This window comes from Amycolatopsis coloradensis, assembly GCF_001953865.1.
In the GTDB taxonomy this organism is placed as follows: Bacteria; Actinomycetota; Actinomycetes; order Mycobacteriales; family Pseudonocardiaceae; genus Amycolatopsis; species Amycolatopsis coloradensis.
This window is the reverse complement of sequence record NZ_MQUQ01000010.1, coordinates 17,523-43,509: the sequence shown is the minus strand read 5'-3', so window position 1 is coordinate 43,509 and position 25,987 is coordinate 17,523. Positions and strand designations below refer to the sequence as shown.

Genomic DNA, 25,987 nt, shown 5'->3' with positions numbered 1-25,987 from the left:
TCGACGTGATCCGAAAGTTCCTCTCCTCAAGTGTTGGAGAGGGTACGAACTGATCACCCTCCGGAATCTTCTAAGGTGACGCGGGTGAAGATCCGGGAAATCCGACTGACCTTGGGCGTGTTTGTCGCCGCACTCGGGGTACTCCTCGTCCGTTTCCTGGTTCCTCGTCCGATCGGCATGGCGGACAACGGCGACGGCTGGCGCATCCTGTGCCGGCTCGGCGCCCGCGAACTGGACCGGCCTTCGGAATACTTCGTCCGCTTTTCCTACGGCCCGGCCCCGGCCTGCAACAGCGAGTACATCTCCAGCCAGAGCTGGATCGACAAGATCGCCAGCGAGATCGGGCAGTGGCTCGGCTCGTCCGCCATCCTGAATTTGCTGGTACTGGGCGTGCTCGGCTGTCTGCTCGTCGCGGGCGGGATCGCCGCGATCGTGGTGGGCCTGCGCCTCTCGGTCCGCGACAGCTTCATCGCCACGGCAGCACTGTTGCTGGTCGCCGCGGACTCGGCCTTCTTCGGGTACTTCGCCTCCGTGCTGAGCGAAGGCGCCGCGTTCGTCGGGATGCTGCTGCTCGCCGGCGGGCTCCTGCTGATGCACCGCACCGGGCCGTGGCGCTACACCGGCGCCGCGGTCACCGTGCTCGGCGCGATGATCGGGATCAACGCGAAGTCGCAGACGCTGCTGCTGATCCCGCTGTTCGCGCTCGCGCTGCTGTTCGTCCGCCCGGCGGGCAGCCGCGGCCTCGCCCGGTGGGCGCTGCCGCTGGCCGTGCTCGCCGTCGTCGGCACCGGTACCGCGCTGGTGCAGGGCGCGGGCGACTCGGCCAACGCGGAGTACCGCGAGGCCAACATGTACCACGTCGTGTTCAACGGGATCGTGGACGGGAACCACGACACCATCGGTGACCTCGCCGCGCTGGGCCTCCCGCCCGAGTTCGCGAAGTACATCGGCACGGGCTGGTGGAGCGCGAACGCGGCCTGGCGATCCCCCGAGTACGCCCAGTACCGCGACAAGATCAGCCGCCGCAACGTCGCCCAGTACTACCTCGACCATCCGGGGCGCGTGGTCCAGATGCTGCAGAGGTCCGCGCAGGAAACGCTGACCGCGCGGGTGCCGAACCTCGGCAGCTTCGGCGAGCACGCCGGTCAGCCGCCGCTCGCGAAGGAGTACCGGATCCCGGTCCTGTCCGGGATCACCGGCTGGATCGCGCCGCTGGGGCTGTTCGCCCTGCTGCCGATCTGGCTGCTCATCGGCTGGGCCGGGCTGCGAGCCTTCCGCGACCGCACCGGGCGCCGCGACGTCGGCATCGTGGTGCTCATGTTCCTGCTCTTCGCGATGGGCCAGCTCCTGGTCTCCGGTCTCGCGGAAGGCATCGAGAACGTCAAGCACCAGCAGCTGACGATCTACCCGACCCTGCTCGCCGCCGCCTTCGCCGCGCTTTCGTTCCTGCCGCGTCGCAAGGAAGTACCCTCGGCGGTCGAAGAACCCGAGCCGGAACTCGCCGTCGCTCAGCGTGGCGGAGCCCAATAGCCGGCGAAACTGCCGCAGCTGACTTCGGCGCCGGTGAGTTCGTCCTTGATCCGGTCTTCCACCCCGCTCAGGCGGATGGTCGGCGCGTCCGGGGCGACGGCGTCGGGCACCGGGCCGCCCGCGGTCAGTGAAACGGCTTTGACCGTCTGGAAGAGCACGAGGTAGTTCCCTTCCCGGTCGAGGCGTTCCGCCGCCTCGACCATCCTTTCCGGACTGTCGCCGGTCAGTTCCATCGGAAGCGGCCAGTCCAGCGGGAACGGGTTGCGCACCCCGAAGACCGGGGCGACGAACGGATTGTCGGGCAGGATCGCCACGTTCGAGGCCGGGTAGCGGTCCAGGCAGCCGCGGATCTGGGCGACATAGGTGTACACACTGGTATTCGTGCGGACGCCGCGCATCGGCGCCGCGATCTCGCCGAGGTCCTTCGTCAGCTCACCCTGCGGCCTGTCCGCGTACGGTGCCTTGTCGTGCGCGGACATCAACAGCAGGCCGGCGAGCACGAACGCGGTCGCGCCGAGAACGCCGCCCGCGAGCGCGGGCGGGCGCGGAAGATCCGGTGGCCGCACCGCTTCCAGCACACCCAGCGCGAAGATCCCGGCGAGCAGTCCCGGAAGCGGGTAGCCCCATGACAGGCTGGCCATCCAGCCGAGGCAGGCGATCGCCAGGTACCGCCAGGGCAACCGCCGCCGGACGACGGCGTCGAGGATCGCGGCGGCCGAGAACAGCCACAGCAGGGTGACCGGCCAGTTGCCCGCGTGCTCGAATCCGCCGTCTGCCACGACGAACACCACCACGGCCACGACACACGCCGCCGTCACGATCCGGAGCCATCGGCCGAAGTCCCCGAGCCGTTCACGGGCCTGGAACGCCACCGCGATCACGAACACCCCGAGCAGCACCGGGAAGACATACGTCCTCGGGTCCGCGCGGCCCGCGAACTCCGCCGTCCAGAACAGGAACAGGCCTTCGCCCCAGGTCTGGTGACCACCGGAGAGCTGCGCGATCGCCGATCGCAGTCCCCCGGCGACGGTGACCACGCCGAAGTACAGCGACGGCGCCGCGCCGAGCACGAGGACGTCACCGAGCAGGCGCCACCCTTTCTTCGGCGGCGCGGTGGGGTGGAACAGCAGGATCAGCAGTCCGATCGGTGCGGCGAAAAGGAAACTCTGCTTGACGATGATCGCGAATCCGAGACAGAACAGGCCGAGCAGGCGCCGCCATCGCGAGCCGGAACGCAGCCCGCTGTCGAGCAGCCACCAGCCGACCGCCACCAGGAAGACGCCGTCCACGGTGTGCCAGGCCATCAGCGGATAGGTGTTCAGGCCGACCAGCGCGGCGGTGAACACCAGGCCGAGCCGAAGCGGCCCCCAGTCCAGCGGCGAAGTCCCGGTCAAGAACGCGGCGAGCGCGAACGTGGCGACGGTCAGCTGCACCATCATCACGAAACTCGACCCGATCATCAGCGGCGCCGGGACGAGCTGATCGATCAGATGGAGATAAGCCGAGCCGAACGGCCGGGGCCCGAGGAAATCGACCTGCGGGATCTCGCCGTGCAGCACCCGCCACACCTGCGCCAAGACGAATCCCTGATCGGTCGGGTTGAAGCCGAACCGGCCGATCCTGGCGACGACGGCCGCGCTCAGCAGGGCTGTTCCGGCGGCGAGCAGAACACTTTTCCGAGTCGCCGGAATCGATCTTTCCTTGATGTCCACGTCGTCTGCACACGCCACGATTCGTGTTACCCGGACAGATTTCCCTTACCGCCCAGGGACCGTAGCGGAAGCGGGGAATCGGCGACAGGCCCGATCGGGCGCCCGGCCGTGCCGCCCGTAGGCTGCACGTACCTGTAGTCGCCGAAGGGCAAGCGAAATAGTCATGGATCTCCGGGAAACGGAAGTCGTCACGCGGATATCCGCGAATATCGAAACCGACGATTTCGCCACCGCCGCCGCACTGGGTGACCGCTTCATCGGCGAGTTCGAGGCCACCGAACTGGAGATCTGCCGGGCGGATCCCGAAGGCGGCTGGAAGGGCTATTCGGTCTCCGTCGGCTATCGCACGCCGCCCGCGGACGGTGAAGAGCTCGCCGACACACTGCACCGCGCCGCCGTACCCGCGCTCTTCCACTTCGGCCTGAATGCGGAATTCTTCGAAATCCACGGCACGCCGGAGACCGGGCAATACGGAAGCTACGACGCTTACGACACCCCGGCCGACGGCTGCACGCTCTATTCCTTGATGGCGGCCGTCGGTGGCACCGACCCGCGCGAACCGGCGTACGTACCCCGCCACGATTTCACCCCGCGCGCGGAAACAGATGTCATTTCGCGGGTGCATCTCTACGTCCCCACCGGGGACCTGCGGCTGGCCGTGGACCTGTGCGGCGGGCCCGTGACCGACCTCGCGGCGTCACTGATCCGGATCAGCACGGACGCGGGTCCCTGCGAAGCGGTGCTGCTGTCGGCTTTCCCCGCTGTCGCCGGGGAAAGCGGCGAAGAGGCGCTCGGCAGGGTCACGAACGAGGTGACCGAGCGGCTCTCCCGCGTGGACATGTCCGTCCGGGCCATCCACACCGGGCTGGAGGACGACCCGTTCTACACCGAGCCGGGCTAGCGATTCTCCAGGAGAACCGTCAAAGCATCCTTGGCCGCGGCGACCACCTGCGCCCATTCGGCCGCGTTCAGGTACTCCTCGTCCGACAGCTCCGTGCCCAGCTTGGCGAACAGGTTCTTTAGAGCGTCGTTCAGCGGACCGAAGGCCGCCGCCTCGCGCTCGTCACGCATCCGGACATCGTCCAGTGCGTTCAGCTGCCTCGTGAAGCGTCCGAGAACGCGCGGACGGCGTCGATGACCATCGCCCGCATTTCCGGATACCTGACACTCATCCCGCGTGGGCGGAGAGACGTTCCTCGCGGTCCGCGGTGATGAGCGCGTCCAGCACGCCGTCGAGGTCGCCATCGAGGACCTGGTCCAGGTTGTACGCCTTGTAGTTCACCCGGTGGTCGGCGATGCGGTTCTCGGCGAAGTTGTAGGTGCGGACACGCTCGGAGCGGTCGACCGTCCGGACCTGCGAACGACGGGCGTCCGAAGCCTTCGCGGCGGCCTCTTCCTCGGCGATCGCCTGAAGGCGGGCTTGCAGCACCTGCAGAGCGCGGGCACGGTTCTGGATCTGCGACTTCTCGTTCTGGCACGAGACGACCACTCCGGTCGGAAGGTGCGTGATGCGCACGGCCGAGTCGGTCGTGTTCACGCTCTGACCGCCGGGACCGGACGAACGATAGACGTCGATCCGCAGGTCGTTCGGGTCGATTTCGACCTCGACGTCCTCGGGCTCGGGGTAGATGAGCACGCCGGACGCGGAGGTGTGGATACGGCCCTGCGACTCGGTGGCGGGCACGCGCTGCACGCGGTGCACCCCGCCCTCGAACTTCAACCGCGCCCAGACACCGTCGACGTCGGCCGTACGGCTCTTGATGGACACGGTGACGTCCTTGAAGCCGCCGAGATCCGAGTCGACCGAGTCGAGCACCTCGGCCTTCCAGCCGTGACGTTCCGCGTAGCGCAGGTACATGCGCAGCAGGTCGCCGGCGAACAGCGCCGACTCCTCGCCGCCTTCCCCCGACTTGATCTCCATGACCACGTCGGAACCGTCGTACGGGTCACGCGGCAGGAGCAGCTCGGTGAGCTTGGCCTCCAGCACGGGGATCTTGGCGGAGATCTCCTCGGCCTCGGCCGCGAAGGTCGCGTCCTCCGACACCAATTCCTTCGCCGTTTCGAGGTCGTCGCGGGCGGTGTCGAGCTCTCGGACGGTCTTGACGACCGGGCTCAGCTCCGCATAACGGCGGCCGAGCTTGCGCGCGCGCGTCTGATCGGCGTGCACGGACGGGTCGGCCAGCTGCTCTTCCAGCTGGGCGTGCTCTTCGAGCAGACCCTTCAGCGAACTCGAATCCACCACTCCACCTCTCTCAAGACCTTTGGCCAGACAACGAAAACGGCGCCTACCCGGACATGCGGGTAGGCGCCGTCGAACAAGCTACTTGGCGTCTTCGGCCTTCTTGCGCTTGCCGTAGCGAGCCTCGAAGCGCGCGACGCGGCCGCCGGTGTCCATGAGCTTCTGCTTGCCGGTGTAGAACGGGTGGCAGTTGGAGCAGATCTCGACGTGGAGGTTGCCGGAGGTCTTGGTGCTGCGCGTGGTGAAGGTGTTACCGCAGTCGCAGTTCACGTTCGTGACCACGTACTCGGGGTGAATACCGCTTTTCATGGTGTCCTCTCTCGTTGGCCCCGGGTCCCCGAGCGGGGTGAACCGGTGCCGGACTTCAGCGGATGATTTTGCCAGATGCGCTGGCAGTGGGGTCAACGCACCCCTCCCCCGACATATTCCAACACGTTGAGTAATCAACTATCGACACCTGGTTGTATGAAATTTGTACTCGATCACGAGATCGTCCTCCTGTTGGAAAATACTCCACGGGAGGTTGGCATCATGCGCACTATCCTCGCCAAGGTGGCGAAGCCCGCGACCGTCGCGGCGTTGGCCGTCGCGGCCTTCGCCATGGCTCCGGTCGCCGGAGCCGCTCCGGCCGCCCCCGAAGCGGGCGCCACCATCACCGCCGCCGACATCAACCCCGCGGCGGGCACGTTCACCACGGTGCCCGAGGGTGACCTCGCGATCCAGGGCGCCGGTGACGGCACGCCCGCCGGCGCCGTCCAGTGGTTCAAGAACAAGGCCGGCTCCACCGCGTACCAGGGCCTCTGCGAGAAGGCCGTCGAGAACGCGTACGGCACCACTGGCGTCTGGGCCTCGGCCAACGCGCACTGGAACGGCGCGAGCCCGAAGCACACGACCGGGACGCCGCCGAAGGGCTCCTTCGTGTACTGGAACATCAGCCAGTGGGGCCACGTCGGCATCGCCGACGGCTCCGGCGGGATCTACGCCTCCAGCATCGGCGGCAAGATCGGCCACGCGTCGAGCGTGCACTACTTCAACAACTACCGGGGCTGGACTCCTGCCGCGGTCCCGCACCGCTGAGCACCTGTTCGTAAGTGGGTGAAGACGGTCCCACCGTCTTCACCCACTCATGAGGGCTTGACCGGCTACCGGTGTTCTTGCCCTGCCGGGTAGGCGTACCGCTGGTGCATGTGAGCTTCTCGTTCCGGACTGGCCGTGTCGCGTGACTGGATGGACGACACGCGTGTCCAGATGGACGACACGCGTGATCCGGCGGACGACACGGCCGCGGAGGGTTCCGCCATCGCGCACCGGCGGCGCTCACCGTCTTTACCCGCCCCGGCAGCCCCGGGCGCTCGGCCGGCGTCCGGGCCGGGAGTCGGACGGGTGGTGCGCTCCCCGGCGCGAGTACAGGAAGGCCCCCTTCCTTGCGCCTGGCGCAAGGAAGGGGGCCTTCCTGTACTTCGAGACCGAGAAATCAGTCGTCGTCGTTCGAGCCGAGGGCCGTCTTCGAGACCTGCATGAGGAACTCGAGGTTGGTCTTCGTCTTGCGCAGACGCGAGATCAGCAGGTCGATGGCCTGCTGCGAGTCCAGCGCGTGCAGCACCCGGTGCAGCTTGTGGGTGACCGCGAGCTCGTCCGGCGAAAGCAGCAGATCTTCCTTGCGGGTACCGGACGGAGCGATGTCCACCGCGGGGAACACGCGCCGCTCGGCGATCTTCCGGTCGAGCTTGAGGTCCGCGTTCGCGGTGCCCTTGAACTCCTCGAAGATGACCGTGTCACCGGTGGATCCGGTCTCGACCATCGTCGTGGCGAAGATCGTCAGCGAACCGCCGTTCTCGATGTTGCGCGCCGCGCCGAGGAAACGCTTCGGCGGGAACAGCGCGGTCGAGTCGACACCACCCGAGAGGATCCGGCCGGAAGCCGGGGCCGCCAGGTTGTACGCACGACCGAGACGAGTGATCGAGTCGAGCAGCACGACGACGTCGTGGCCCATCTCGACCAGGCGCTTCGCCCGCTCGATGGCCAGCTCCGCGACCGAGGTGTGGTCGGACGGCGGGCGGTCGAAGGTCGAGGCGATGACCTCACCCTTCACCGACCGCTGCATGTCGGTGACCTCTTCCGGACGCTCGTCGACGAGGACGACCATCAGGTGGCACTCGGGGTTGTTCGTGGAGATCGCGTTCGCGATGTCCTGCATGATCGTGGTCTTACCGGCCTTCGGCGGAGACACGATCAGGGCACGCTGCCCCTTGCCGACCGGCATCACCAGGTCGATGACGCGGGTGGTGAGCTTGTGCGACTCGGTCTCGAGGCGCAGCCGCTCGTTCGGGTACAGCGGGGTCAGCTTGGTGAACTCGGGACGACGCTTCGCCTCGTCCGGCTCCAGGCCGTTGATCGAGTCGACGCGCACCAGCGGGTTGAACTTCTGCCGCTGCTGCTCACCGTCGCGCGGCTGGCGCACGACACCGGTGATGGCGTCACCGCGGCGCAGACCGTACCTGCGGACCAGCGAAAGCGAGACGTACACGTCGTTCGGCCCGGCGAGGTAGCCCGAGGTACGCACGAACGCGTAGTTGTCGAGCACGTCCAGGATGCCCGCGACGGGCAGCAGGACGTCGTCCTCGCGGATCTCGGTGTCGGGCGAACCGGCCTGTTCGCGGCCACCGCCGGCACCCCGGCGGCGACGGTCGCGGAAGCGACGGCCGCGACGGCCGCCTTCCTCGTCGTCGTCACCCTGCTGGCCCTGGCCCTGACGCTGGCTGTTGTCCTGGCCACCGCCCTGCTGGTTGCGCTGGCGGTTGTCCTGGCCGCGGTTGTCGCGGTTGCCGTCCCGGTTGCCCTGACGGTTTCCACCCTGCTCGCCACGATCGCCGCGCTCGTTGCGGTCGCCACGCTCGTTGCGGTCGCCGCGTTCGTTGCGGTCGCCGCGCTCACGCTGCTCACCGCGGTCACGCTGCTGGCCACCCTGCTCGGGCGAACCCGCGGCGCGGTTGGAGCCGCGGCGACGACGGCCGCGGCCGCCCTCCTCCTGCGACTGGCCGTCCTGCTGGTTCTCCTGCTGGGCGGGCCGCTCGGCGGCGGGCGTGGAACCGTTCTCCGAGACCTTTTCGGCCTTCTCGGCGCGCGGGGCTTCAGCCGGTGCGGCCTCCGCCTTCGGCGCCTCGGTCTTCGGCGTCTCGGTCTTCGGGGCCTCCTGCTTCGGGGCCTCCGTCTTGGGCGCTTCGGCCTTGGGAGCCTTACGCGGCGCATCGATCCCCTCGAGCGGAAGCGTTTCGCTCGCCGCGGCGGGGGACTTGCGCTTGGTCTTGCCCTGACGCTCGCGGATGGCCGCGATCAGGTCGCCCTTACGCATACCCGTGGTCTCGCCGATGCCGAGGTCCCCAGCGATCGAGCGGAGTTCCGCGACGGTCTTGCCGGTCAACCCGCCGACCGTCCGCTTGGGAGCGACGGCGCCGTTCGACTCGGCGGCGCCACCTTCGACGTCGCTCAAAAGATCGGTGTTGCTCACAAATGTCCTTCCTGACCGATCCACGCCTCCAGGCGGATCAGCGGACCGCCGTTCGCGTCCGATTGCGAAACGGCGTATCTGTCCCCCGATACGGGCGATCAGCTCCTCGGCCGTGTTGAACACAGCTAGAAGGCCTCCAGCACAGGGGTTTGCCTCCTCCAAACGGAGGAAGTGGAATTCGGCACCGCCGGAACCGGGAACCCGCCTGCGTCCCTCCGCCACTCCCGCTTGCCAGGCGGTGTGCGGAACTGGCGGATCAACGAAGGATGCGGGCCAAGGATGACACTGCTCACCTGGACCGGCACCGGGTGCGGAAACGCACGGTGATCGAACGCCCCCGAGCGTAGACCGCGTCACCGCCAGGTGCAACAACCACCCCCCGCGTGGCGGGGTGCGGGGCGTCGCGTGTGACCGAGGCTTTACTGAGCCGCAACCTGAACGCCGCCCGGATCGATCGGCAGCTCGGTGACGTCGAAAGACGCGACGTCGACACCCGCCGGGAGTATTCCCCCGGTGGTCAGCGCCAGCACGGCCGGACCGGCCCCGGAAATGGCCGCGGCCACCCCTTCGGCCCTCAGCGCGCGCACCAGTTCGCTGCTCGCCGGATACGCGGGTGCCCGGTAATGCTGATGGAGCCGATCTTCGGTAGCGGAGAGCAACAGGTCGGGGCGCGCGGTGAGCGCGTGCACCGCGAGCGCCGCGCGGCCCGCCGTGAACGCCGCGTCGGCGTGCGGGACCTGGGCGGGAAGCAGTCCCCGCGTGGCGTCGGTCGAGGACCGCAGCGCCGGGATCGCGACCACGGGCCGGATGTCGTGATGCGGCTGAAGACGTTCGGCGCGGAACCGCATCCCCTCGTTCCAGGCGACCACGAAGCCGCCCAGCAGGCTCGCCGCCGCGTTGTCGGCGTGCCCTTCGAACTCGGCCGCCAGTTGCAGCGCGTCGTCGTCCAGGGCCTTCTCGGCCAGCGCGTACGCCGCCGCGACGCCGGTCACGACGGCGGCCGCGGACGAGCCGAGGCCGCGGGCGTGCGGGATGGCGTGGAAGCAGCGCAGGTGCAGACCGGGCGGCTGGAGGCCGAGGTGCTCGCAGCCGCGCCGGAAAGCCCGCACGACCAGGTGCGATTCGTCGGTCGGGACGTCGTCCACGCCGCCCGCGCCGGCGTCGATCACCTCGATCTTGAGTCCCGCGTCGGTGATCTGGAGTTCGACCCGGTCGTAGAGCGCCAGCGCCAGTCCCAATGTGTCGAACCCCGGTCCGAGGTTCGCCGAAGACGCCGGGACCTTGATCTTGAGCAACGTCATCGCAGGTCCAGCGCGGCGGCGACGGCGGTCGGGTCGACGGCGAGCGGCTCGACCTCGACGTTGCCCTCCAGCGCCGTGGCCGGGTCCTTCAGGCCGTGACCGGTGACGGTGCACACGACGGTCGAGCCCTTCGGCAGTCGTCCGTCGGCGGCCGTGGCGAGCAGGCCCGCGACACTGGTCGCCGAAGCGGGCTCGACGAACACGCCTTCCTTGCGGGCCAGCAGCCGGTACGCCTCGAGGATCTTCGCGTCGGTGATGGCCTCGAACAGCCCGGCGGAGGCGTTTTTCGCCTTCATCGCGCCGTCCCACGACGCGGGGCTGCCGATGCGGATCGCGGTCGCGATGGTGTCCGGATCGGCCACCGGCTCGCCGTGCACGAGCGGCGCGGCACCGGCCGCCTGGAAACCGAACATCCGGGGGGTGTTCTTCACCACACCGTCACCGGCGTACTCGGAATACCCCGCCCAGTAGGCGGTGATGTTGCCCGCGTTGCCGACCGGCAGGCAGTGGATGTCCGGTGCCTTGCCGAGCACATCGCAGATCTCGTACGCGGCCGACTTCTGGCCGGAGATCCGCACCGGGTTCACCGAGTTGACCAGGGTCACCGGGTAATCGATCGCGGTCTTCTGCGCCAGTTCGAGGCAGTCGTCGAAGTTGCCGTCCACCTGGAGGATCCGCGCGCCGTGCTGCACGGCCTGGGCGAGTTTGCCCATCGCGATCTTGCCCTGGGGCACCAGCACCGCGCAGGTGAGCCCGGCACGGGCCGCGTAGGCGGCGGCCGACGCCGACGTGTTGCCGGTGGACGCGCAGATGACCGCCTTGAGCCCGCTGGCGAGCGCGTGCGTGATGGCGACGGTCATCCCGCGGTCCTTGAACGACCCGGTCGGGTTCACGCCTTCGACCTTGAGGTAGACCTCGCAGCCGGTCAGTTCCGAGAGGTGCGCCGCGGGCAACAACGGGGTGTTGCCCTCGCCGAGGGTGATCACCTTCGCGCCGGACGGGACCGGGATCCGGTCGGGGTAGGCCTGGATGATTCCTGGCCATGGTTGGGGAATCACTGGTCTTCGCCTTCCACACGCATCACACTGACGACCTGGTTCACCACGTCGAGCTTCGCGATTTCGTCCACAGTGGACCGCAAAGCGGCGTCCGGCGCCAGGTGGGTGACCACGACCAGGCTGGCCGTGTCGTTGGCGTCGCGCTGCCGCACCGCGGCGATGCTGACACCGTGCCCGGCGAACGCCTGGGCCACCTGGGCGAGCACGCCCGCTCGATCGGCCACGTCGAGACTGACGTGGTATCGCGTCGGCGTCTGGCCCATCGGCCTGACCGGGAGCGCGGCGTGCGCGGATTCGCGCGGGCCACGGCCGCCGACGACCCGGTTTCGAGCCACCGCGACGAGGTCGCCGAGCACGGCACTCGCGGTCGGGGCGCCACCGGCGCCCTGACCGTAGAACATCAGCTCACCGGCGGCGTCGGCCTCGACGTAGACGGCGTTGTACGCGCCGCCGACCCCGGCGAGCTGGTGCCCGCGCGGGATCATCACCGGATGCACGCGCGCCGAAACGGATTCGGCGCCGTCGTCGGAGGTGACGCGCTCGCAGATGGCGAGCAGTTTCACCGTACGGCCCAGCACCTTCGCCGCGGCGAGGTCCGACGCGGTGACGTCGGCGATGCCCTCGCGGTGCACCTCGGAGGCCGTGACACGGGTGTGGAACGCGAGCGAGGCCAGGATCGCGGCCTTGGACGCGGCGTCGTAACCGTCGACGTCGGCCGTCGGATCCGCTTCGGCGTATCCGAGCCTGCTGGCCTCTTCGAGCGTCTCCGCGTAACCCGCGCCGGTCTGGTCCATCGCGGACAGGATGAAGTTGGTGGTGCCGTTGACGATGCCCATCACGCGGGTGATGCGGTCCCCGGCCAGCGATTCGCGCAGCGGGCGCAGCAACGGGATCGCCCCGGCGACGGCAGCCTCGAAGTACAGGTCCACACCGGACGCGTCCGCGGCTTCGAACAGCTCCGCGGAATGCTCCGCCATCAGCGCTTTGTTGGCCGTGACAACGGATTTCCCGGCCTTGAGCGCGTCGAGCAGCCACTGCCGCACCGGCTCGATCCCGCCGACGAGTTCGACGACCACGTCGACGTCGTCAGAGGTGACGAGCTTCGTCACGTCGGAGGTCACCAGTTCCGGCGGCAGCTCGGGGTGCTTGTCGGGGCGCCGCACCGCGATCCCGGCCAGCTCCACACGCGCGCCCGCCCTGGCGGCGAGCTCATCGGCCTGCTCGGTGAGCAGCCGGGTCACCTCACCGCCGACCGTCCCGCAGCCGAGCAGGGCGACCCTGATCACGCGTCCGTCCACAGTAGACACTTGCTAGACCTCCAGGCGCAGCATGTCGTCCGTCGTCTCCCGCCGCAGCAGCACGCGGGCGCTGCCGTTGCGCACGGCCACCACCGCGGGCCGCGGCTGCCGGTTGTATCCGCTGGCCATCGAGTAGCAGTACGCCCCGGTGGCCGCCACGGCGAGCAGGTCGCCGGGAGCAAGAGTGTCGGGGAGCCAGCAGTCCCGGACGACGATGTCGCCGGACTCACAGTGTTTTCCCACGACCCGGGACAGCGCGGCGGCGGCCTGGCCGTCACCGTCGTCGTCGGCGGAGCGGGAAACGAGACGGCAGTCGTACACCGCGTCGTAGAGCGCGGTGCGGATGTTGTCGCTCATCCCGCCGTCGACGCTGACGTAACGCCGGGCGGCCTGGTCACCGAGCGAGACGTCCTTGATGGTGCCGACCTCGTACAGCGTGATCGTGCCGGGACCGGCGATGGCACGGCCGGGCTCACCGGCGATCTTCGGCACCGGAAGGCCCGCGTACTCGCATTCCTTGCGGACGATCTCACGGATCTGCGTGATCATCTGCGCGGGCGGCGGCGGGTTGTCCTTGTCGGTGTAGGCGATACCGAAACCACCGCCGAGGTCGACGATCTCCAGCTGCTCGAGCAGGTCGGTGCCGTGCTCCTTGGCGAGTTCGGCCATCAGACCGACCACACGGCGGGCGGCGACCTCGAAACCGTCGGCGTCGAAGATCTGCGACCCGATGTGGCTGTGCAGGCCGATCAGCTTGAGCGAAGGCGCGTTGAGCACCCGGCGCACGGCTTCGGCCGCGTCACCGGAAGCCAGCGAGAAGCCGAACTTCTGGTCCTCGTGCGCGGTCGCGATGAATTCGTGGGTGTGCGCCTCGACGCCGACCGTGACCCGGATCAGCACGTTCTGCACGACGTCGTGCCGGGCGGCGACATCGGCCAGCCGCGCGATCTCGTAGTAGGAGTCGACCACCACGGTGCCGACGCCCGCCTCCACGGCCGCTTCGAGTTCGGCGAGCGATTTGTTGTTGCCGTGGAAGGTGATCCGCTCGGCCGGGAAGTTCGCGCGCTGCGCGACGGCGAGTTCGCCGCCGCTGCACACGTCCAGGCTCAGCCCCTGCTCGGCCACCCAGCGGGCGATCTCGATGGACAGGAACGCCTTGGACGCGTAGTGCACGAGCGCCGGGTCGTCGAACGCCTCGGCGTAATCGGCACAGCGCGACTTGAAGTCGGCCTCGTCGACCACGAACAGCGGCGTGCCGTACTGCTCGGCGAGTTCGCGGACGTCGACGCCCGCGATCCGCACGACGCCGTCCCCTCCGCGGAAGGTGTTGCGGGGCCAGACCTTCGGGTACAGCCGGTCGAGTTCCGCGGGACTCGACGGCGGGAAACCGGAGGCGTCGGCGTGGGGGTAGACGTCGGCGTGGCGGGGGCCCGCGGGGTGAGCCATCGATTACTCCGCTCGATTGAGGCCGCGCGATCGCGAACGCGTAGCCAGGGCGTCAGTTAGGTCGGAAAAGTTGCCTTGCGCTCGGAGGACGCCCTGCCTCCGCGTTGGCGAGCCCTTCGGGCGGGGCGCGGCTGTTGTGCTCGGCCGGGTTCCGGGGAACACCTCAGCTCCGCCTGCCATCACATGCGTTCCGGAGCAGAGACACCGAGCACGGTGAGGCCGTTCGCCAGCACCTGGCGGGTCGCCTCACAGAGCGCGAGCCGGGAAAACGTGAGGGGGGTGGTCTCCTCGTCGCCCTTCGGCAGAACCCGGCCGACGGCGTTCCACTTGTGGTAGGCGCCGGCGAGTTCTTCGAGGTACCTGGCGACGCGGTGCGGTTCGCGCAGCTGCGCCGCCCGGCGGAGGACGGTGGGGAATTCGCCGAGTGTGCGGATGAGATCGCCCTCGGCGGGCAGCGTGAGCAGACCGAAGTCGACATCGCCATCGGTTGTGAGGCCGAGGTCGGAAGCGTTGCGCTGCAAGGAGGCCAGCCGCGCGTGGGCGTACTGGACGTAGTAGACCGGGTTGTCGTTGGAGTGCTTGCGCAGCAGGTCGAGGTCGATGTCCAGAGTGGAATCGACCGAGTAGCGGATCAGCTCGTAGCGGGCCGCGTCGACACCGACGGTGCCGACGAGGTCCTCCATGGTGATCACCGTGCCCGCGCGTTTGCTCATCCGGACCGGTTTGCCGTCGGAGACCAGGTTGACCATCTGGCCGATCAGCACCTCGACCACGGCCGGGTCGTCGCCGAACGCGGCCGCGGCGGCCTTCAGCCGGGCGATGTAGCCGTGGTGGTCCGCGCCCAGCATGTAGATGCAGAGGTCGAAACCGCGCTTGCGCTTGTCCTGGAAGTAGGCGAGGTCACCGGCGATGTAGGCCGGGTTGCCGTCCTTCTTGATGACGACGCGGTCCTTGTCGTCGCCGTGCTCCTTGGACTTCAGCCACCAGGCGCCGTCGGAGAAGTACAGGTTCCCGGAGTCCTTCAGCCGCTGGACCGACGACGCGACGGCGCCGGACTCGTGCAGCGAGTTCTCGTGGAAGTAGACGTCGAAATCGGTGCCGAAATCGTGCAGGCTCTGCTTGATCTCGGTGAACATCAGCTCGATGCCGACCCGGCGGAAGGTCTCGGCGCGCTCGTCGTCCGGCAGTGACAACGCGCTCGGCTCCTGGCGGATGACCTCGGCGGCGATGTCGTTGATGTAGCCGCCCGCGTAGCCGTCTTCCGGAGCGGGCTCGCCCTTGGCGGCGGCGACCAGCGACCGCACGAAGCGATCGATCTGCGCGCCGTGGTCGTTGAAGTAGTACTCGCGGGTGACCAGGCCGCCCTGCGCGGACAGCACCCGGCCCAGCGCGTCGCCGACCGCGGCCCAGCGGGTGCCGCCGAGGTGGATCGGGCCGGTCGGGTTCGCCGAGACGAACTCGAGGTTGATCTTGACCCCGGCCAGCTCGTCACCGAGGCCGTACTTCTCCCCGGCGTCGAGGACCTGCTGGACGATCTGGCCCTGCGCGCCGGCGGCGAGCCGCAGGTTGAGGAAGCCCGGCCCGGCGACCTCGGCCGAGTCGACGCCATCGGCCGCGGCGAGGGCCTCGGCCAGCGCGTCGGCGAAGTCACGGGGCTTCATCCCCGCCTTCTTGGCCACCTGCAGCGCCAGGTTGGTCGCGTAATCGCCGTGCTCGGGGTTGCGGGGACGTTCGATCGTCACCTTCTCCGGCAGCACGGAATCGTCGAGGCCGCGCGCGGTGAGAACCTGCACGGCTGAGTTACGGACCAGGTCGGCGAGAGCTGCGGGAGTCACTCGCGGAATTCTAGGTGTGACCTGGTCCGGGCTCCGCAGCGACCGCCGGAAGGTGTGAGCCAAGCCGGTGATCGGCCGGTGCGTTCACGGTGATCAGACTCGCGGTCTCTACACTGGCCCGCGCAGGGACCACCCCCTTCGGAGAACGCAGGAGCCATGGCTAACGGGACAACCAGAAAAAAGGGCGCGTCGTCGAAGAACGCCATGAAGGCCGCCCGTAGCTCCGTCGTGTCCAAGAAGGGCACGCCCTGGGGCACGATCATCGCGGTCGTCGCGATCGTCGTCCTGGCTGCCTCGGTGGTCACCTACTACATGGTCGCCTCGGCGCCGAAGCGCGAGCAGAAGACCCGTGAAGAGGCCGCCGCCGCCTTCACGCCTTCGCCGCAGGACCCGGACCCGTCGAAGCGTATCTCCGGCGTGGCCATCAACGAATACGCCGGTCAGGCGCACGTCACGGCCGCCGAGCGCGTCGCGTACGACAAGGTGCCGCCCTACGGCGGACCGCACGACCAGTCGTGGGCCGCTTGCAACGGCGTCGTCTACCCGAACGCCGTCCGCAACGAGAACATGGTCCACGGTCTCGAGCACGGCGCGGTCTGGATCGCCTACAACCCGGCGCAGGTCACCGGCGAGGCGCTCGACCTGCTGAAGGTCCGCGTCGAGGGCAAGCCGTACACCATGATGTCGCCGTACCCGAACCTCGACAAGCCGATCTCGCTGCAGTCCTGGGGCCACCAGCTGAAGCTGGACAGCGCCAGCGACGAGCGGATCGACCAGTTCATCGCCGCGCTGCGCACCAACCCGAGCACCTACCCCGAGCGCGACGCCACCTGCGACGCGCAGATCGAGCCGGGCGAGTTCGACCCGACCCCGCCGGGGCCGGACGCGAAGCCGATGGACTACAAGGGCACCGCGGGCACCCAGCAGGACGGGCAGCCCGGCGCCGGCCAGCCGTCGCAGCCCCCGGCCACCCAGCCGTCGGCGCCCGCGAGCAAGTAGGTAAGTGAGCCGGATGGACCCCGATCCCCAGTACGTCGACGAACCCGGCGACGAGGTACCGCGCTCGACCAAGAGCCGGTGGCTGGTGATCGGGGCCGCCCTGGTCGTCATGCTGATCGTGGGCTTCGGCTTCGGCGCCCTGACGACCAGGTTGGCCGACTCCGATGCGGAGCCGACCATCCCGGGGGCGGGCTCGGTCGAGGTCGGCTTCGCGCAGGACATGTCGGTGCACCACCTCCAGGCCGTCACCATGGCGGGCTGGGCGCGGGACCACACGGCCGATCCGGCGATCAAGACCCTCGCGTTCGACATCGAGCGCACGCAGACCGGCCAGGTCGGCCGGATGAAGGGCTGGCTGGGCCTGTGGGGCCAGCCCGAGCAGGCGAACGGCGCCTACATGACCTGGATGACCGAACCGTCCGGCCACGCCGGGCACGGGGGCGTCGACATGAAGCCGTCGAACGGCGCGCCGATGCCGGGGATGGCGACTTCGGCCGAACTGGCCAAACTGCGGTCGCTGACCGGCAAGGAGATGGACGTCTTCTTCCTCCAGCTGATGCTGCGGCATCACCTGGGTGGGACGGAGATGGCGCGGTACGGCAACGACCACACGTCCATCGCGGACGTGAAGGCGCTGACGCGGAGCATACTCGTCTCGCAGGGCGCCGAGATGGACCTGATGAAGGGCCTGCTCCAGGAGCGCGGCGGCTCCCCGCTCCCCGCCTGACGCCTCCCCCCTTTCGCGTTTCGTCCTCTAGTTGCGGTAGTTGGCTTCACGAACTACCGCAACTAGAGGACGAAACGCGTCGTGGGGGTTACCAGGAGAGTTCCCGGCAGCGTCGCGCGCACTGGGGCACTTCTATCTGCAAGGTCGCGTGCTCGATCGAGTAGCGGTTCGCCAGAAGGTTCTGCGCCTCGGTCAGCACCGTGGCCTGTTCGACGGTCGGCGCGATGGTGAGATGCGCCGAAGCGACCTCCATGCCCGAAGTCAGCGTCCAGATGTGCAGGTCGTGGACGTCCTCGACGCCCTTCAACGCACCCAGTTCGGTTTGGATCCCGGCGACGTCGACCCCCTTCGGGGCGTGCTGGAACAGGATCCGCAGCGCGCGGCGGGCGAGGGCGTAGGTCCGGGGCAGGACGAACAGCCCGATCGCGACACCGATGATCGGGTCGGCGTAGCGCCAGCCCGTCAGCAGGGTGATCGCGCCGCTCAGCAGCACGCCGACGGAGCCGATCAGGTCGGCGAGGACTTCGAGGTACGCGCCCCGGACGTTGATGCTCTCCTCGGCGCCTTTGCGCAGGACGAGGAAGGACACGATGTTCGCGACCAGGCCGGCGGCCGCCGCCAGCAGCACGGGCAGGCCGGGTACGGCGGGCGGGTCGCTGATCCGGCCGATCGCCTCGATCACGACGTAGCCCGCGACGCCGAACAGCAGGATGGCGTTGCCCAGCGCCGCGAGCACCTCGGCCCGGTAGAACCCGAACGTGCGGGTGAGCGTCGGGCCGCTGCGCCTGGCCAGCATGATCGCCGCCAGCGCCATCCCGATGCCGAGGACGTCGGTGAACATATGCGCGGCGTCGGAGATCAGCGCGAGCGAGCCCGTGGCGAACCCGACGATGAACTCCATGACCATGAAGCAGGCGCCGATGACCAGGGCGATCGTCAAGCTCTTGAGGTAGCGGCCTGACGCGCTCGACGGCGACGCCGTCCCATGCCCGTGCCCGTGACCCATTGCTCCGCCTCTCGTGAAGTCGACAGGCCGAATATATTGTCACATGCGCATATGTGCAATACAGGTGAGCCTAAGTTCACCCTGTCTTAAGCCACACAAGGAAGCCATCCCCCAGGAGGGCCTTCCCGAAACCTGAAACCGACACGCACCGCTACCGAAGGGACCGGAAGAACCCCCGCAACTGGCCGACGAAGACGTCGGGCTGCTCGAACGCGGCGAAGTGACCGCCCTTGGCCAACACCTCGTACCAGCGAAGATCGGTGTAACGCAGCTCCGCCCAGCGCCGGGACGGCCGGACGATCTCGTGCGGGAAGATCGAGATACCCGAAGGAACCTCGACCGCGGAACCGTCCCGCTCCTTGTTCTCCCAGTAGATCCGCGCCGACGAGGCCGCCGTCCCGGTGAACCAGTAGACGGAGATCGCGTCGAGCATCTGCCGCCAGGACAGCGCGCTTTCCGGCGAGCCGTCGTTGTCGGTCCACTCCCGGAACTTCTCGGCGATCCACGTCGCCTGCGCCACCGGCGAATCGGTGAGCCCGTAGCCGATCGTCTGCGGGCGGGTGCCCTGTTGCCGCGAGTACGCGGACCCGCCCGTGTGGAACCGGGCCAGATCGCCGAGGGCCGCCTTCTCCTCGGCCGTCGGTTCACCCAGCTTGGTCTCGTCGTACGGGACGCTCGCCATGTTCACGTGGACGGCGATCACCCGCTCCGGCGCGACCTTGGCGAGCACGTTCGTCACCCCGGCGCCCCAGTCGCCACCCTGCGCGGCGTAGCGCTCGTAGCCGATCAGGCCCATCAGCTCGTCCCACGCCCGCGCGATCCGCTCGACGTTCCACCCCGTCGACGACGGTTTGTCGCTCCAGCCGAAGCCCGGCAGCGACGGCGCGACGACGTGGAACGCGTCCGCGGGGTCACCCCCGTGCGCGGCGGGATCGGTCAGCGGGCCGAGCACGTCGAGGAACTCGACGACCGACCCCGGCCAGCCGTGCGTGAGCACGAGCGGGGTCGCGTCCGGCTCCGGCGAGCGGACGTGCAGGAAGTGGATGCCCAGACCGTCCACAGTGGTCTTGAATCCGGGGAAAGCGTTGACCCGCCCGGCCAAACCGAAGTCGTAGTCCTCCGCCCAGTACCGGCACAGCTCCCGCGCGAACTCCAGCGGGACTCCCTGCGTCCAATCGTCCACGGTGGCCGGCTCGGGCCAGCGGGTGGCGCGCAGCCGGGCTCGCAGATCGGCGATGGCGGGCTCGGGGATCCGCACCTCGAACGGCTCGATCACGACGTCCTCCCAGTTCGTTGGTGTCACCAACGCTACGCTGTCCCGATGAGTACCGCACCCGTCCGGCTTCGCGGCAAGGCCAGCTGGCTGGTCAACCAGGCCGCCACCGTTGCCCACCGGCTCGCGATGGACGAGTTCGCCCGCAGCGGCGCCCGCCGGTACCACTACGGGATCCTCGCGGCCATCGACGAAAACGGGCCGTCGAGCCAGGCCACCTTGAGCCGCTCCACCGGGATCGACCGCAGCGACGTCGTCGCCGTCATCAACGAACTGGCCGACGCGGGCCACGTCGAGCGCGCCCCCGACCCCGCCGACGGCAGGCGCAACCTGATCACCCTCACCGCCACCGGCGTCCAGCGGCTCCAGCACCTCGAAGACCAGGTCACGGCGACCCAGGATCTCTTCCTCGCACCACTGGAACCCGCCGAGCGGGAGCAGCTCACCCGGCTCCTCGCCCGTCTCGTGGACCATCACCACGGTTAACGGCCACCGCCCGCGAGGACGCCGGACGGTGTGCGCTAAGCTTTCCGAAGTCGCTCAGGCGGCTACGCCCTCGTAGCTCAGGGGATAGAGCACTGCCCTCCGGAGGCAGGTGTCGCAGGTTCGAATCCTGCCGAGGGCACACTGATCCGCTGTTCCCCAACAGCACTCACACGCATATTCCAGCTCCAGCCGCGCAGGGCTTCGACAGGCTCGATCGACGCGGCGCCGGATACGCTCCGGGGAGCAGGCCGAGCACCGCTGTCCAGTCCCTGATCAGCGCAGCGATCACGACGGTGAGCACGCCGAGGCTGGCCCCGCCGATGAAGCCGAGCACGGCCGATCCGGTGACGAATCGGGCAGGTGATATGTCCGCGCCGGGCGCCCAGCGCTCGTCTGAGGCCGATCTCGCCCGCACGCTCCATCATCGAAACCAGCATCGTGCGCAGGGCGAGCGGCACCTGCGCGGCGACGATCCGTGCGCTGCCGACCTCGTCATCGTTCGCCTGCGCGGGCAGCGTCAGGTCGACCGCTGGCTCGACGGTGCCTTCGCCCGGAATCTTCGCTAGGGGGAAGGCAACTGTGGCGTGTCGCGAAAGCCACTTTCGCGACGTCTGATGTCCCGAAAGTGGCTTTCGCGACCTGAGCACCAGGCCCTTCCACTACCTACTTCGAGGCGTCGACCAGCTCTCGCTCGTCAGGAGCATCGAGCTGCTTCGTGAGCTTCTCGCCTTCGACGTCGACGTCGGGCAGCACGCGGTCCAGCCACTTCGGCAGCCACCACGCACCGCGCCCGAGCAGGGACATCAGCGCCGGCACGATGGTCATCCGGATCACGAACGCGTCCACCAGCACGCCGAACGCCAGCGCGAACCCGATCGACTGGATCAGTGAGGACTCCGCGAGGACGAACCCGGCGAACACGCTGATCATGATCAGCGCGGCGGCGACCACGACGCGGGAGCCGTGCCGGAAGCCGGTGACCATCGCCTGCTGCGGGTCGGCGCCGTGGACATACTCCTCCCGCATCCGCGTCACCAGGAACACCTGGTAGTCCATCGCGAGCCCGAACAGCACGCCGATCAGCAGGATCGGCAGCATGCTCATGATCGGCCCGGTCGTCTTCACGCCGAGCAGGTCGGTGAGCCAGCCCCACTGGAACACCGCCACCACGGCGCCGAACGTCGCGACCACGGAGCCGAGGAAGCCCAGCGTCGCCTTCATCGGGACCACGACCGAGCGGAACACCAGCATCAGCAACAGGAACGCGAGTCCGACGATCAGCGCGAGGTAGGGCAACATCGCGTCGGCGAGCTTCTCCGAGACGTCGATGTTGGCCGCGGTCTGGCCGGTCACCGCCAGGGACGCTCCGGTGGCCGTGCCCAGTTGCGCGTTCAGGCCCCGGATGTCGCTGACGAGATCTTCGGTCGCGGTGCTGCTCGGGCCACTCTTCGGAATGACGGTCAGCAGTGCCAGGTCACCGTTCCGGTTGACCTTCGGCGGCGTGACGATCGGGCGTTCCCCGAGGCCGCTGATCCGGGTGGAGGCCTGCTGGAGCGCGGCCTGCCGGTCGGTGCTGCCCGTCAGGTCGACGACGATCACCAGCGGGCCGTTGGCGCCCTCGCCGAAGCTGCGGCTGACGGTGTCGTACGCCTTGCGCTGAGTGGTGTCCGGCGCGGCGGTGCTGTCGTTCGGCAGGCCGAGCTGCATGCTCGCGGCCGGGACGGCGACGATCGCGAGTCCGGCGATCGCGGCGATCAGCACCGGGATCCGGTGGCGGGCCACGAAACGTGCCCAGCGCTCGCCGTGCGTGGTCTCGCTTTCCTTACGGCGCAAGCGGATCTTGCCGCCCGCCAGTTTCCCGCCCGCGAAGCCGAGGATCGCGGGAAGCAGGGTCAGCGCGATGACGACGGCGATGGCGACGGTGATCGCCGCCGCGACGCCCATCTCGCCGAGGAACGGGATGCCGACGACGGTCAGGCCCGCCAGCGCGATGATCACGGTCAGCCCGGCGAACACCACGGCGGAACCGGCCGTGCCGGTGGCACGTCCGGCGGCTTCCTCCGGGTCGCGGCCGATCGTCAGTTCGTGCCGATAGCGGGAAACGATGAAGAGCGCGTAATCGATGCCGACGGCGAGACCGATCATCAGCGCGAGCACCGGCGTGTTCGTGTTCAGTTCGAGGAAACCGGACGCCGTCGTGATGCCCGCCATGCCGATGCCGACGCCGATGAGCGCGGTCAGCAGCGGGATCCCCGCCGCGAGCAGCGAGCCGAAGGTGATGATCAGGACGACCGCGGCGACGGCGACACCGAGGCCTTCGGTGGCGTTCGTGGCGGGCATCGCCTGGACGGCGTCACCGCCGAACTCGACGGTGTACCCGGCCTCCTTCAGGGGATCCGCCGTGGCCATCAGGGCCTCGCGGTCGGCATCGGTGAGTTCGAAGCCCGGCACGCGGTAGCTGACCTGGGCCAGCGCGACGTGCTTGTCGGGCGAGACCGCCTGCATCTCCAGCGGGTTGACCACTCCGGCGACCTTCGGCGCGTCCTTGAGTCCCTTCACCAGACCCGCGATCGCCGCCTGCCCGTTCGCGTCGGTGATGTCACCGGACGCGGAGATGACGACGCGGGCGGTGGCGCCACCGGCGGCGGCCTCCGGGAACCGGTCCGCGAGCTGGTCGATCGCCTTCTGTGACTCGGTGCCGGGGATGGTCACCGAGTTCGAAAGCTGGCCGGACAAGGTCAGCGCCCCCGCGCCGAGGGCCACCAGTACGACGGCCCAGACCGCCGCCACCAGTGCCCGGCGCCGGAACGAGAACCGGCCAAGGCGGTACAGGAAGCTGGCCACAGAAGTCTCCCGTTCACTCGATCAGGTTCATTCCAAGCTAGCCGATCGGCTAGGGGCCAACAAGCCGAGCAGCAAGTATGTGACTAGCCGCACGGCTAGTACTCGGTTGGCTCGACGGCCGCGTGTGACGTAACCTCCGACGGCTGAACGAGGAGGGAACATGGACGTCGTCCACGCGGAGGACACCCGCACGCGACTACTGGGCACGGCGTTGCGATTGTTCACCGAACACGGCGTGGAGGGCACCTCGCTGCAGATGATCGCGGACGCCCTCGGCGTCACCAAGGCCGCCGTCTACTACCACTTCAAGACGAAGGCGGAGATCACCGAATCCGTCGCCGAGCCCGTGCTGCGCGAGCTGGAGGGCATCGTCGACGACGCCCGCGCCCAGCGCACCCGCGGCGCGCAGATCGACCATCTGCTCGACGGGTTCGTCGACCTCGTGGTGCGGCACCGCGCGCTGGTCGCGCTGTTCTCCAGCGACCCCGGCATCGCCCGCGCGGTCGAGAAGTCCGTGCACAGCTCGGAAAGCTTCAAGAACCGGCTGCTGGAGGTCCTGGTCGGCCCGGATCCGGATCTCACCGCGATCGTGACGGCTCAGGTACTGCTGGCGGGCATCGCCATCGCGGGTGGTTCGCCCGAGGTCGCCCCGCTCGACGACGAGACGCTGCGCGAAACGCTCCTCGGCGTCGGGCGCAAGCTCTACAATCGCCCGCGCCGCCGCACGTGACCGATGTGTTCAAGACAGGCGCCGCGATCCGCGCGACCCTGTCGGTATGAACATCGATCTGAAGGCGGCGGCCGGTTTCATGGCCACCCAGGCCCGGCTGCTCGACAAGCGCCGTTTCGAGGTCCTTTTCCGCGACGGTGACCCGGCGGCCGCCCTCGCGGCGCTGGAGGGGTACCGCAATCCCGACGGCGGCTACGGTCACGGACTCGAACCGGATTGCCGCTCGGCTACCAGCCAGCCCGGTGGCGCGCTGCACGCTTTCGAGGTCTTCGCCGGTGTCGGCCCGGCGACCAGCCCGCGTGCGGCCGAACTCTGCGACTGGCTCGCCTCGATCTCCTTGCCCGACGGCGGAATCCCGTTCGCCCTGCCGATGCCGGACCCGGCGGGCAGCGCGCCGTTCTGGGCGGAGGCGGACTCTTCGGTGTCCTCGCTGCAGATCACCGCGATCGTGGCGGTCACCGCGCACAGCGTCGCCTCGCACGATCCGGCGGTCGCCGCGCATCCGTGGCTGGCGAACGCCACGCGCTACTGCCTCGACGCGATCGAGAAGATCGAGGAGGCGCCGCACGCGCTCGTGCTCGCTTTCGCGATGAAGCTGGTGGACCGGATCGGCGACCCGCGCCTGGTCGAGAAGCTCGGGAGGTTCGTCCCGGACGACGGCGTGGTCGCCGTCGGCGGCGGGATCGAGGGCGAGGCCATGCGCCCGCTCGACTTCGCGCCGGAACCGGGTGGCCCGGCGCGGAAGCTTTTCACGCCCGGAGTCATCGAAGCCGATCTGCGGCGGGTGGCCGGTGCTCAGCACGAAGACGGCGGCTGGCGCGTCGACTACACGAGCTATTCGCCCGCGGCCGCGCTGGAGTGGAACGGGCTGTTCACCGTGAGCACGCTGGGACTCCTGCGGGCCAACGGCCTGATCTAGGGGAGGCGGCGCAGGAACTCCGGCGGAACGGCCGCGGTGAGCCAGACGCCGTTCGCGCTCACCTGGAACTCGTGCCCGGCGGCCGCCATATCCGCCGCGTCGACGAGGAGCACGACCGGGACACCGCGCCTGCCCCCGACCGTGCGCGCGGTCTCGACGTTTGCCGAAAGGTGCACGGCATGCCGACTCATCGGGCGGAGCCCTTCGTGCGTGATCGCGCTCAAGAACCGGGACACGGTCCCGTGATAGAGCACGCCGGGCGGAGTGGCGCCGGGCAAGGCGAGGTCGACGTCCACGCTGTGACCTTGGCTTGCCCGGATTCGCGACCCGCTTTCATCGAAGGCGAACCGTTGTTTGTCGTTACCTTCGACCACTTCGGCGAGCTGGTTCCGGGTCAGGGGCAGTCCGTCGCGCCGCAGGGCGGCCAAAAGCGTGCCGACTTCGACCCAGCCGTCGGAGGTCAGGGTGATGCCGATGTCACCGGGCGCGTGCCGCAGGTGCCGGGAGAGTCGTTTCGAGACTCGGATGAGGTGTTTCTTGTCCATTTCGAGTCACAGTGACGCATATCCGGCACCCGCGTGGCAACGGAATTCAGAAGCCGCCCTCGGAAGCCGGGCGCAGTTTCCCCGCGCCGGGGCCGAAGCGGGACATCTGGTCGTCGGCGTTGTAGAGCCCGCAACTGCGCAGGGACAGGCAACCGCAGCCGACACAGCCGGTCAGCCTGTCCCGCAGGCGCTGCAACGCGTCGATCCGCGCGTCGAGTTCGGTCTGCCAGCCCTTCGAAAGGCGCGCCCAGTCGGCCTTGGTGGGGGCGTGGTCCTTGGGCAGGGTCTCCAGCGCCGAGCTGATGTCGTCGAGGCTGAGGCCGACCCGCTGCGCGGCACGGATGAAGGCGATCCGGCGCAGCACCGAACGCGGATACCGCCGCTGGTTGCCCACCGAGCGCTCCGAGCTGATCAGCCCTTTGTCCTCGTAGAACCGCAAAGCCGTGTGGGGCACGCCGCTGCGGTCGGCGACCTGTCCGATGCTCAGGTGTTCAGCCAGTCTCGTCACGTCGCCAGGTTAGCCTTGACTTC

Annotated in this window: 24 protein-coding genes and 1 tRNA gene; 10 read left to right on the top strand and 15 right to left on the bottom strand. The window is 68.8% G+C overall.

Annotation, left to right across the window (positions count from 1 at the left end):
- Positions 1-84 precede the first annotated feature (84 nt).
- The gene (gene wsfD, locus BS329_RS18360; protein WP_076162802.1) at positions 85-1,530 is read left to right on the top strand and encodes a glycan biosynthesis hexose transferase WsfD; all 1,446 of its coding nucleotides are present in this window, start codon (positions 85-87) and stop codon (positions 1,528-1,530) included.
- Here the strand turns inward: wsfD and BS329_RS18355 are convergent.
- Positions 1,509-3,242 (bottom strand): hypothetical protein, encoded by a 1,734-nt coding sequence (locus tag BS329_RS18355; RefSeq protein WP_244197211.1) that lies wholly within the window; start codon positions 3,240-3,242, stop codon positions 1,509-1,511. The two genes, wsfD and BS329_RS18355, sit on opposite strands and share 22 nt — an antisense overlap.
- A 163-nt stretch (positions 3,243-3,405) precedes the next feature.
- On the opposite strand from BS329_RS18355, the gene BS329_RS18350 reads away from it, so the two are divergent.
- Positions 3,406-4,143 (top strand): hypothetical protein, encoded by a 738-nt coding sequence (locus BS329_RS18350; RefSeq protein ID WP_076162390.1) that lies wholly within the window; start codon positions 3,406-3,408, stop codon positions 4,141-4,143.
- Here the strand turns inward: BS329_RS18350 and BS329_RS43425 are convergent.
- The 3 genes from BS329_RS43425 to rpmE all read right to left on the bottom strand — a co-directional run bounded on the left by BS329_RS43425 (position 4,140) and on the right by rpmE (position 5,790).
- Positions 4,140-4,313 (bottom strand): SCO4402 family protein, encoded by a 174-nt coding sequence (locus BS329_RS43425; RefSeq protein ID WP_158075808.1) that lies wholly within the window; start codon positions 4,311-4,313, stop codon positions 4,140-4,142. The two genes, BS329_RS18350 and BS329_RS43425, sit on opposite strands and share 4 nt — an antisense overlap.
- 97 nt (positions 4,314-4,410) lie before the next feature.
- The gene (gene prfA, locus BS329_RS18345; protein ID WP_076162801.1) at positions 4,411-5,481 is read right to left on the bottom strand and encodes a peptide chain release factor 1; all 1,071 of its coding nucleotides are present in this window, start codon (positions 5,479-5,481) and stop codon (positions 4,411-4,413) included.
- A gap of 81 nt (positions 5,482-5,562) precedes the next feature.
- Positions 5,563-5,790 carry a 50S ribosomal protein L31 gene (gene rpmE / locus BS329_RS18340; RefSeq protein WP_076162388.1) on the bottom strand — a complete coding sequence of 76 codons (228 nt, stop codon included), beginning with the start codon at positions 5,788-5,790 and terminating at the stop codon, positions 5,563-5,565.
- Between the two features lie 222 nt (positions 5,791-6,012).
- On the opposite strand from rpmE, the gene BS329_RS18335 reads away from it, so the two are divergent.
- Positions 6,013-6,558, top strand: a complete 546-nt coding sequence (locus BS329_RS18335; protein WP_076162386.1) for a CHAP domain-containing protein — start codon at positions 6,013-6,015, stop codon at positions 6,556-6,558.
- A 397-nt stretch (positions 6,559-6,955) separates the two neighbouring features.
- Here the strand turns inward: BS329_RS18335 and rho are convergent, their stop codons facing one another.
- The 6 genes from rho to argS all read right to left on the bottom strand — a co-directional run bounded on the left by rho (position 6,956) and on the right by argS (position 15,927).
- On the bottom strand, positions 6,956-8,989 hold the full coding sequence (gene rho / locus BS329_RS18330; RefSeq protein ID WP_076162384.1) for a transcription termination factor Rho: 2,034 nt from the start codon (positions 8,987-8,989) through the stop codon (positions 6,956-6,958).
- A gap of 419 nt (positions 8,990-9,408) precedes the next feature.
- Positions 9,409-10,290 (bottom strand): homoserine kinase, encoded by an 882-nt coding sequence (thrB, locus tag BS329_RS18325; RefSeq protein WP_076162382.1) that lies wholly within the window; start codon positions 10,288-10,290, stop codon positions 9,409-9,411.
- The gene (gene thrC / locus BS329_RS18320) at positions 10,287-11,348 is read right to left on the bottom strand and encodes a threonine synthase (RefSeq protein WP_076162380.1); all 1,062 of its coding nucleotides are present in this window, start codon (positions 11,346-11,348) and stop codon (positions 10,287-10,289) included. The genes thrB and thrC overlap by 4 nt, the downstream gene beginning before the upstream one ends.
- On the bottom strand, positions 11,345-12,655 hold the full coding sequence (locus BS329_RS18315) for a homoserine dehydrogenase (protein WP_076162378.1): 1,311 nt from the start codon (positions 12,653-12,655) through the stop codon (positions 11,345-11,347). The genes thrC and BS329_RS18315 overlap by 4 nt, the downstream gene beginning before the upstream one ends.
- 3 nt (positions 12,656-12,658) lie before the next feature.
- Positions 12,659-14,092: a diaminopimelate decarboxylase gene (gene lysA / locus BS329_RS18310; protein ID WP_076162376.1), complete on the bottom strand. Its 1,434-nt coding sequence runs from the start codon at positions 14,090-14,092 to the stop codon at positions 12,659-12,661.
- A gap of 179 nt (positions 14,093-14,271) precedes the next feature.
- Positions 14,272-15,927 carry an arginine--tRNA ligase gene (argS, locus tag BS329_RS18305; RefSeq protein WP_076162374.1) on the bottom strand — a complete coding sequence of 552 codons (1,656 nt, stop codon included), beginning with the start codon at positions 15,925-15,927 and terminating at the stop codon, positions 14,272-14,274.
- Between the two features lie 204 nt (positions 15,928-16,131).
- Here argS and BS329_RS18300 point away from each other — a divergent pair, with 204 nt between their 5' ends.
- Positions 16,132-16,926: a DUF3105 domain-containing protein gene (locus BS329_RS18300; protein WP_076162372.1), complete on the top strand. Its 795-nt coding sequence runs from the start codon at positions 16,132-16,134 to the stop codon at positions 16,924-16,926.
- 13 nt (positions 16,927-16,939) lie between these two features.
- Entirely contained in the window at positions 16,940-17,653 is a 714-nt protein-coding gene (locus BS329_RS18295) for a DUF305 domain-containing protein (RefSeq protein WP_076162370.1), read from the top strand.
- 88 nt (positions 17,654-17,741) lie between these two features.
- On the opposite strand, the gene BS329_RS18290 is transcribed toward BS329_RS18295, so the two are convergent.
- Together BS329_RS18290 and BS329_RS18285 are read right to left on the bottom strand one after the other, a co-directional pair.
- On the bottom strand, positions 17,742-18,659 hold the full coding sequence (locus tag BS329_RS18290; RefSeq protein ID WP_076162368.1) for a cation diffusion facilitator family transporter: 918 nt from the start codon (positions 18,657-18,659) through the stop codon (positions 17,742-17,744).
- A 151-nt stretch (positions 18,660-18,810) separates the two neighbouring features.
- Positions 18,811-19,935: an epoxide hydrolase family protein gene (locus tag BS329_RS18285; protein WP_076162366.1), complete on the bottom strand. Its 1,125-nt coding sequence runs from the start codon at positions 19,933-19,935 to the stop codon at positions 18,811-18,813.
- A 45-nt stretch (positions 19,936-19,980) separates the two neighbouring features.
- On the opposite strand from BS329_RS18285, the gene BS329_RS18280 reads away from it, so the two are divergent.
- From BS329_RS18280 to BS329_RS44630, 3 genes are all read left to right on the top strand, one after another.
- Positions 19,981-20,418, top strand: coding sequence for a MarR family winged helix-turn-helix transcriptional regulator (locus BS329_RS18280; RefSeq protein WP_076162364.1), 438 nt, complete (start codon positions 19,981-19,983; stop codon positions 20,416-20,418).
- 66 nt (positions 20,419-20,484) lie between these two features.
- Positions 20,485-20,557 (top strand) — tRNA-Arg (locus tag BS329_RS18275).
- 181 nt (positions 20,558-20,738) lie between these two features.
- Positions 20,739-20,984: a hypothetical protein gene (locus BS329_RS44630; protein WP_143253108.1), complete on the top strand. Its 246-nt coding sequence runs from the start codon at positions 20,739-20,741 to the stop codon at positions 20,982-20,984.
- 97 nt (positions 20,985-21,081) lie between these two features.
- On the opposite strand, the gene BS329_RS18265 is transcribed toward BS329_RS44630, so the two are convergent.
- On the bottom strand, positions 21,082-23,262 hold the full coding sequence (locus tag BS329_RS18265) for an MMPL family transporter (RefSeq protein WP_076162360.1): 2,181 nt from the start codon (positions 23,260-23,262) through the stop codon (positions 21,082-21,084).
- A gap of 160 nt (positions 23,263-23,422) precedes the next feature.
- Between BS329_RS18265 and BS329_RS18260 the strand changes: the two genes are divergently transcribed.
- Positions 23,423-23,992, top strand: a complete 570-nt coding sequence (locus BS329_RS18260) for a TetR/AcrR family transcriptional regulator (protein ID WP_076162358.1) — start codon at positions 23,423-23,425, stop codon at positions 23,990-23,992.
- A gap of 46 nt (positions 23,993-24,038) precedes the next feature.
- The gene (locus BS329_RS18255) at positions 24,039-24,911 is read left to right on the top strand and encodes a prenyltransferase/squalene oxidase repeat-containing protein (RefSeq protein ID WP_076162356.1); all 873 of its coding nucleotides are present in this window, start codon (positions 24,039-24,041) and stop codon (positions 24,909-24,911) included.
- Here the strand turns inward: BS329_RS18255 and BS329_RS18250 are convergent.
- Complete coding sequence (locus tag BS329_RS18250; RefSeq protein WP_076162354.1) at positions 24,908-25,456, bottom strand: RNA 2'-phosphotransferase; 549 nt, start codon at positions 25,454-25,456, stop codon at positions 24,908-24,910. The two genes, BS329_RS18255 and BS329_RS18250, sit on opposite strands and share 4 nt — an antisense overlap.
- 46 nt (positions 25,457-25,502) lie before the next feature.
- A complete protein-coding gene (soxR, locus tag BS329_RS18245; RefSeq protein ID WP_076162352.1) occupies positions 25,503-25,964 on the bottom strand; it encodes a redox-sensitive transcriptional activator SoxR in 462 nt (153 codons plus the stop codon).
- Between the last annotated feature and the right edge of the window lie 23 nt (positions 25,965-25,987).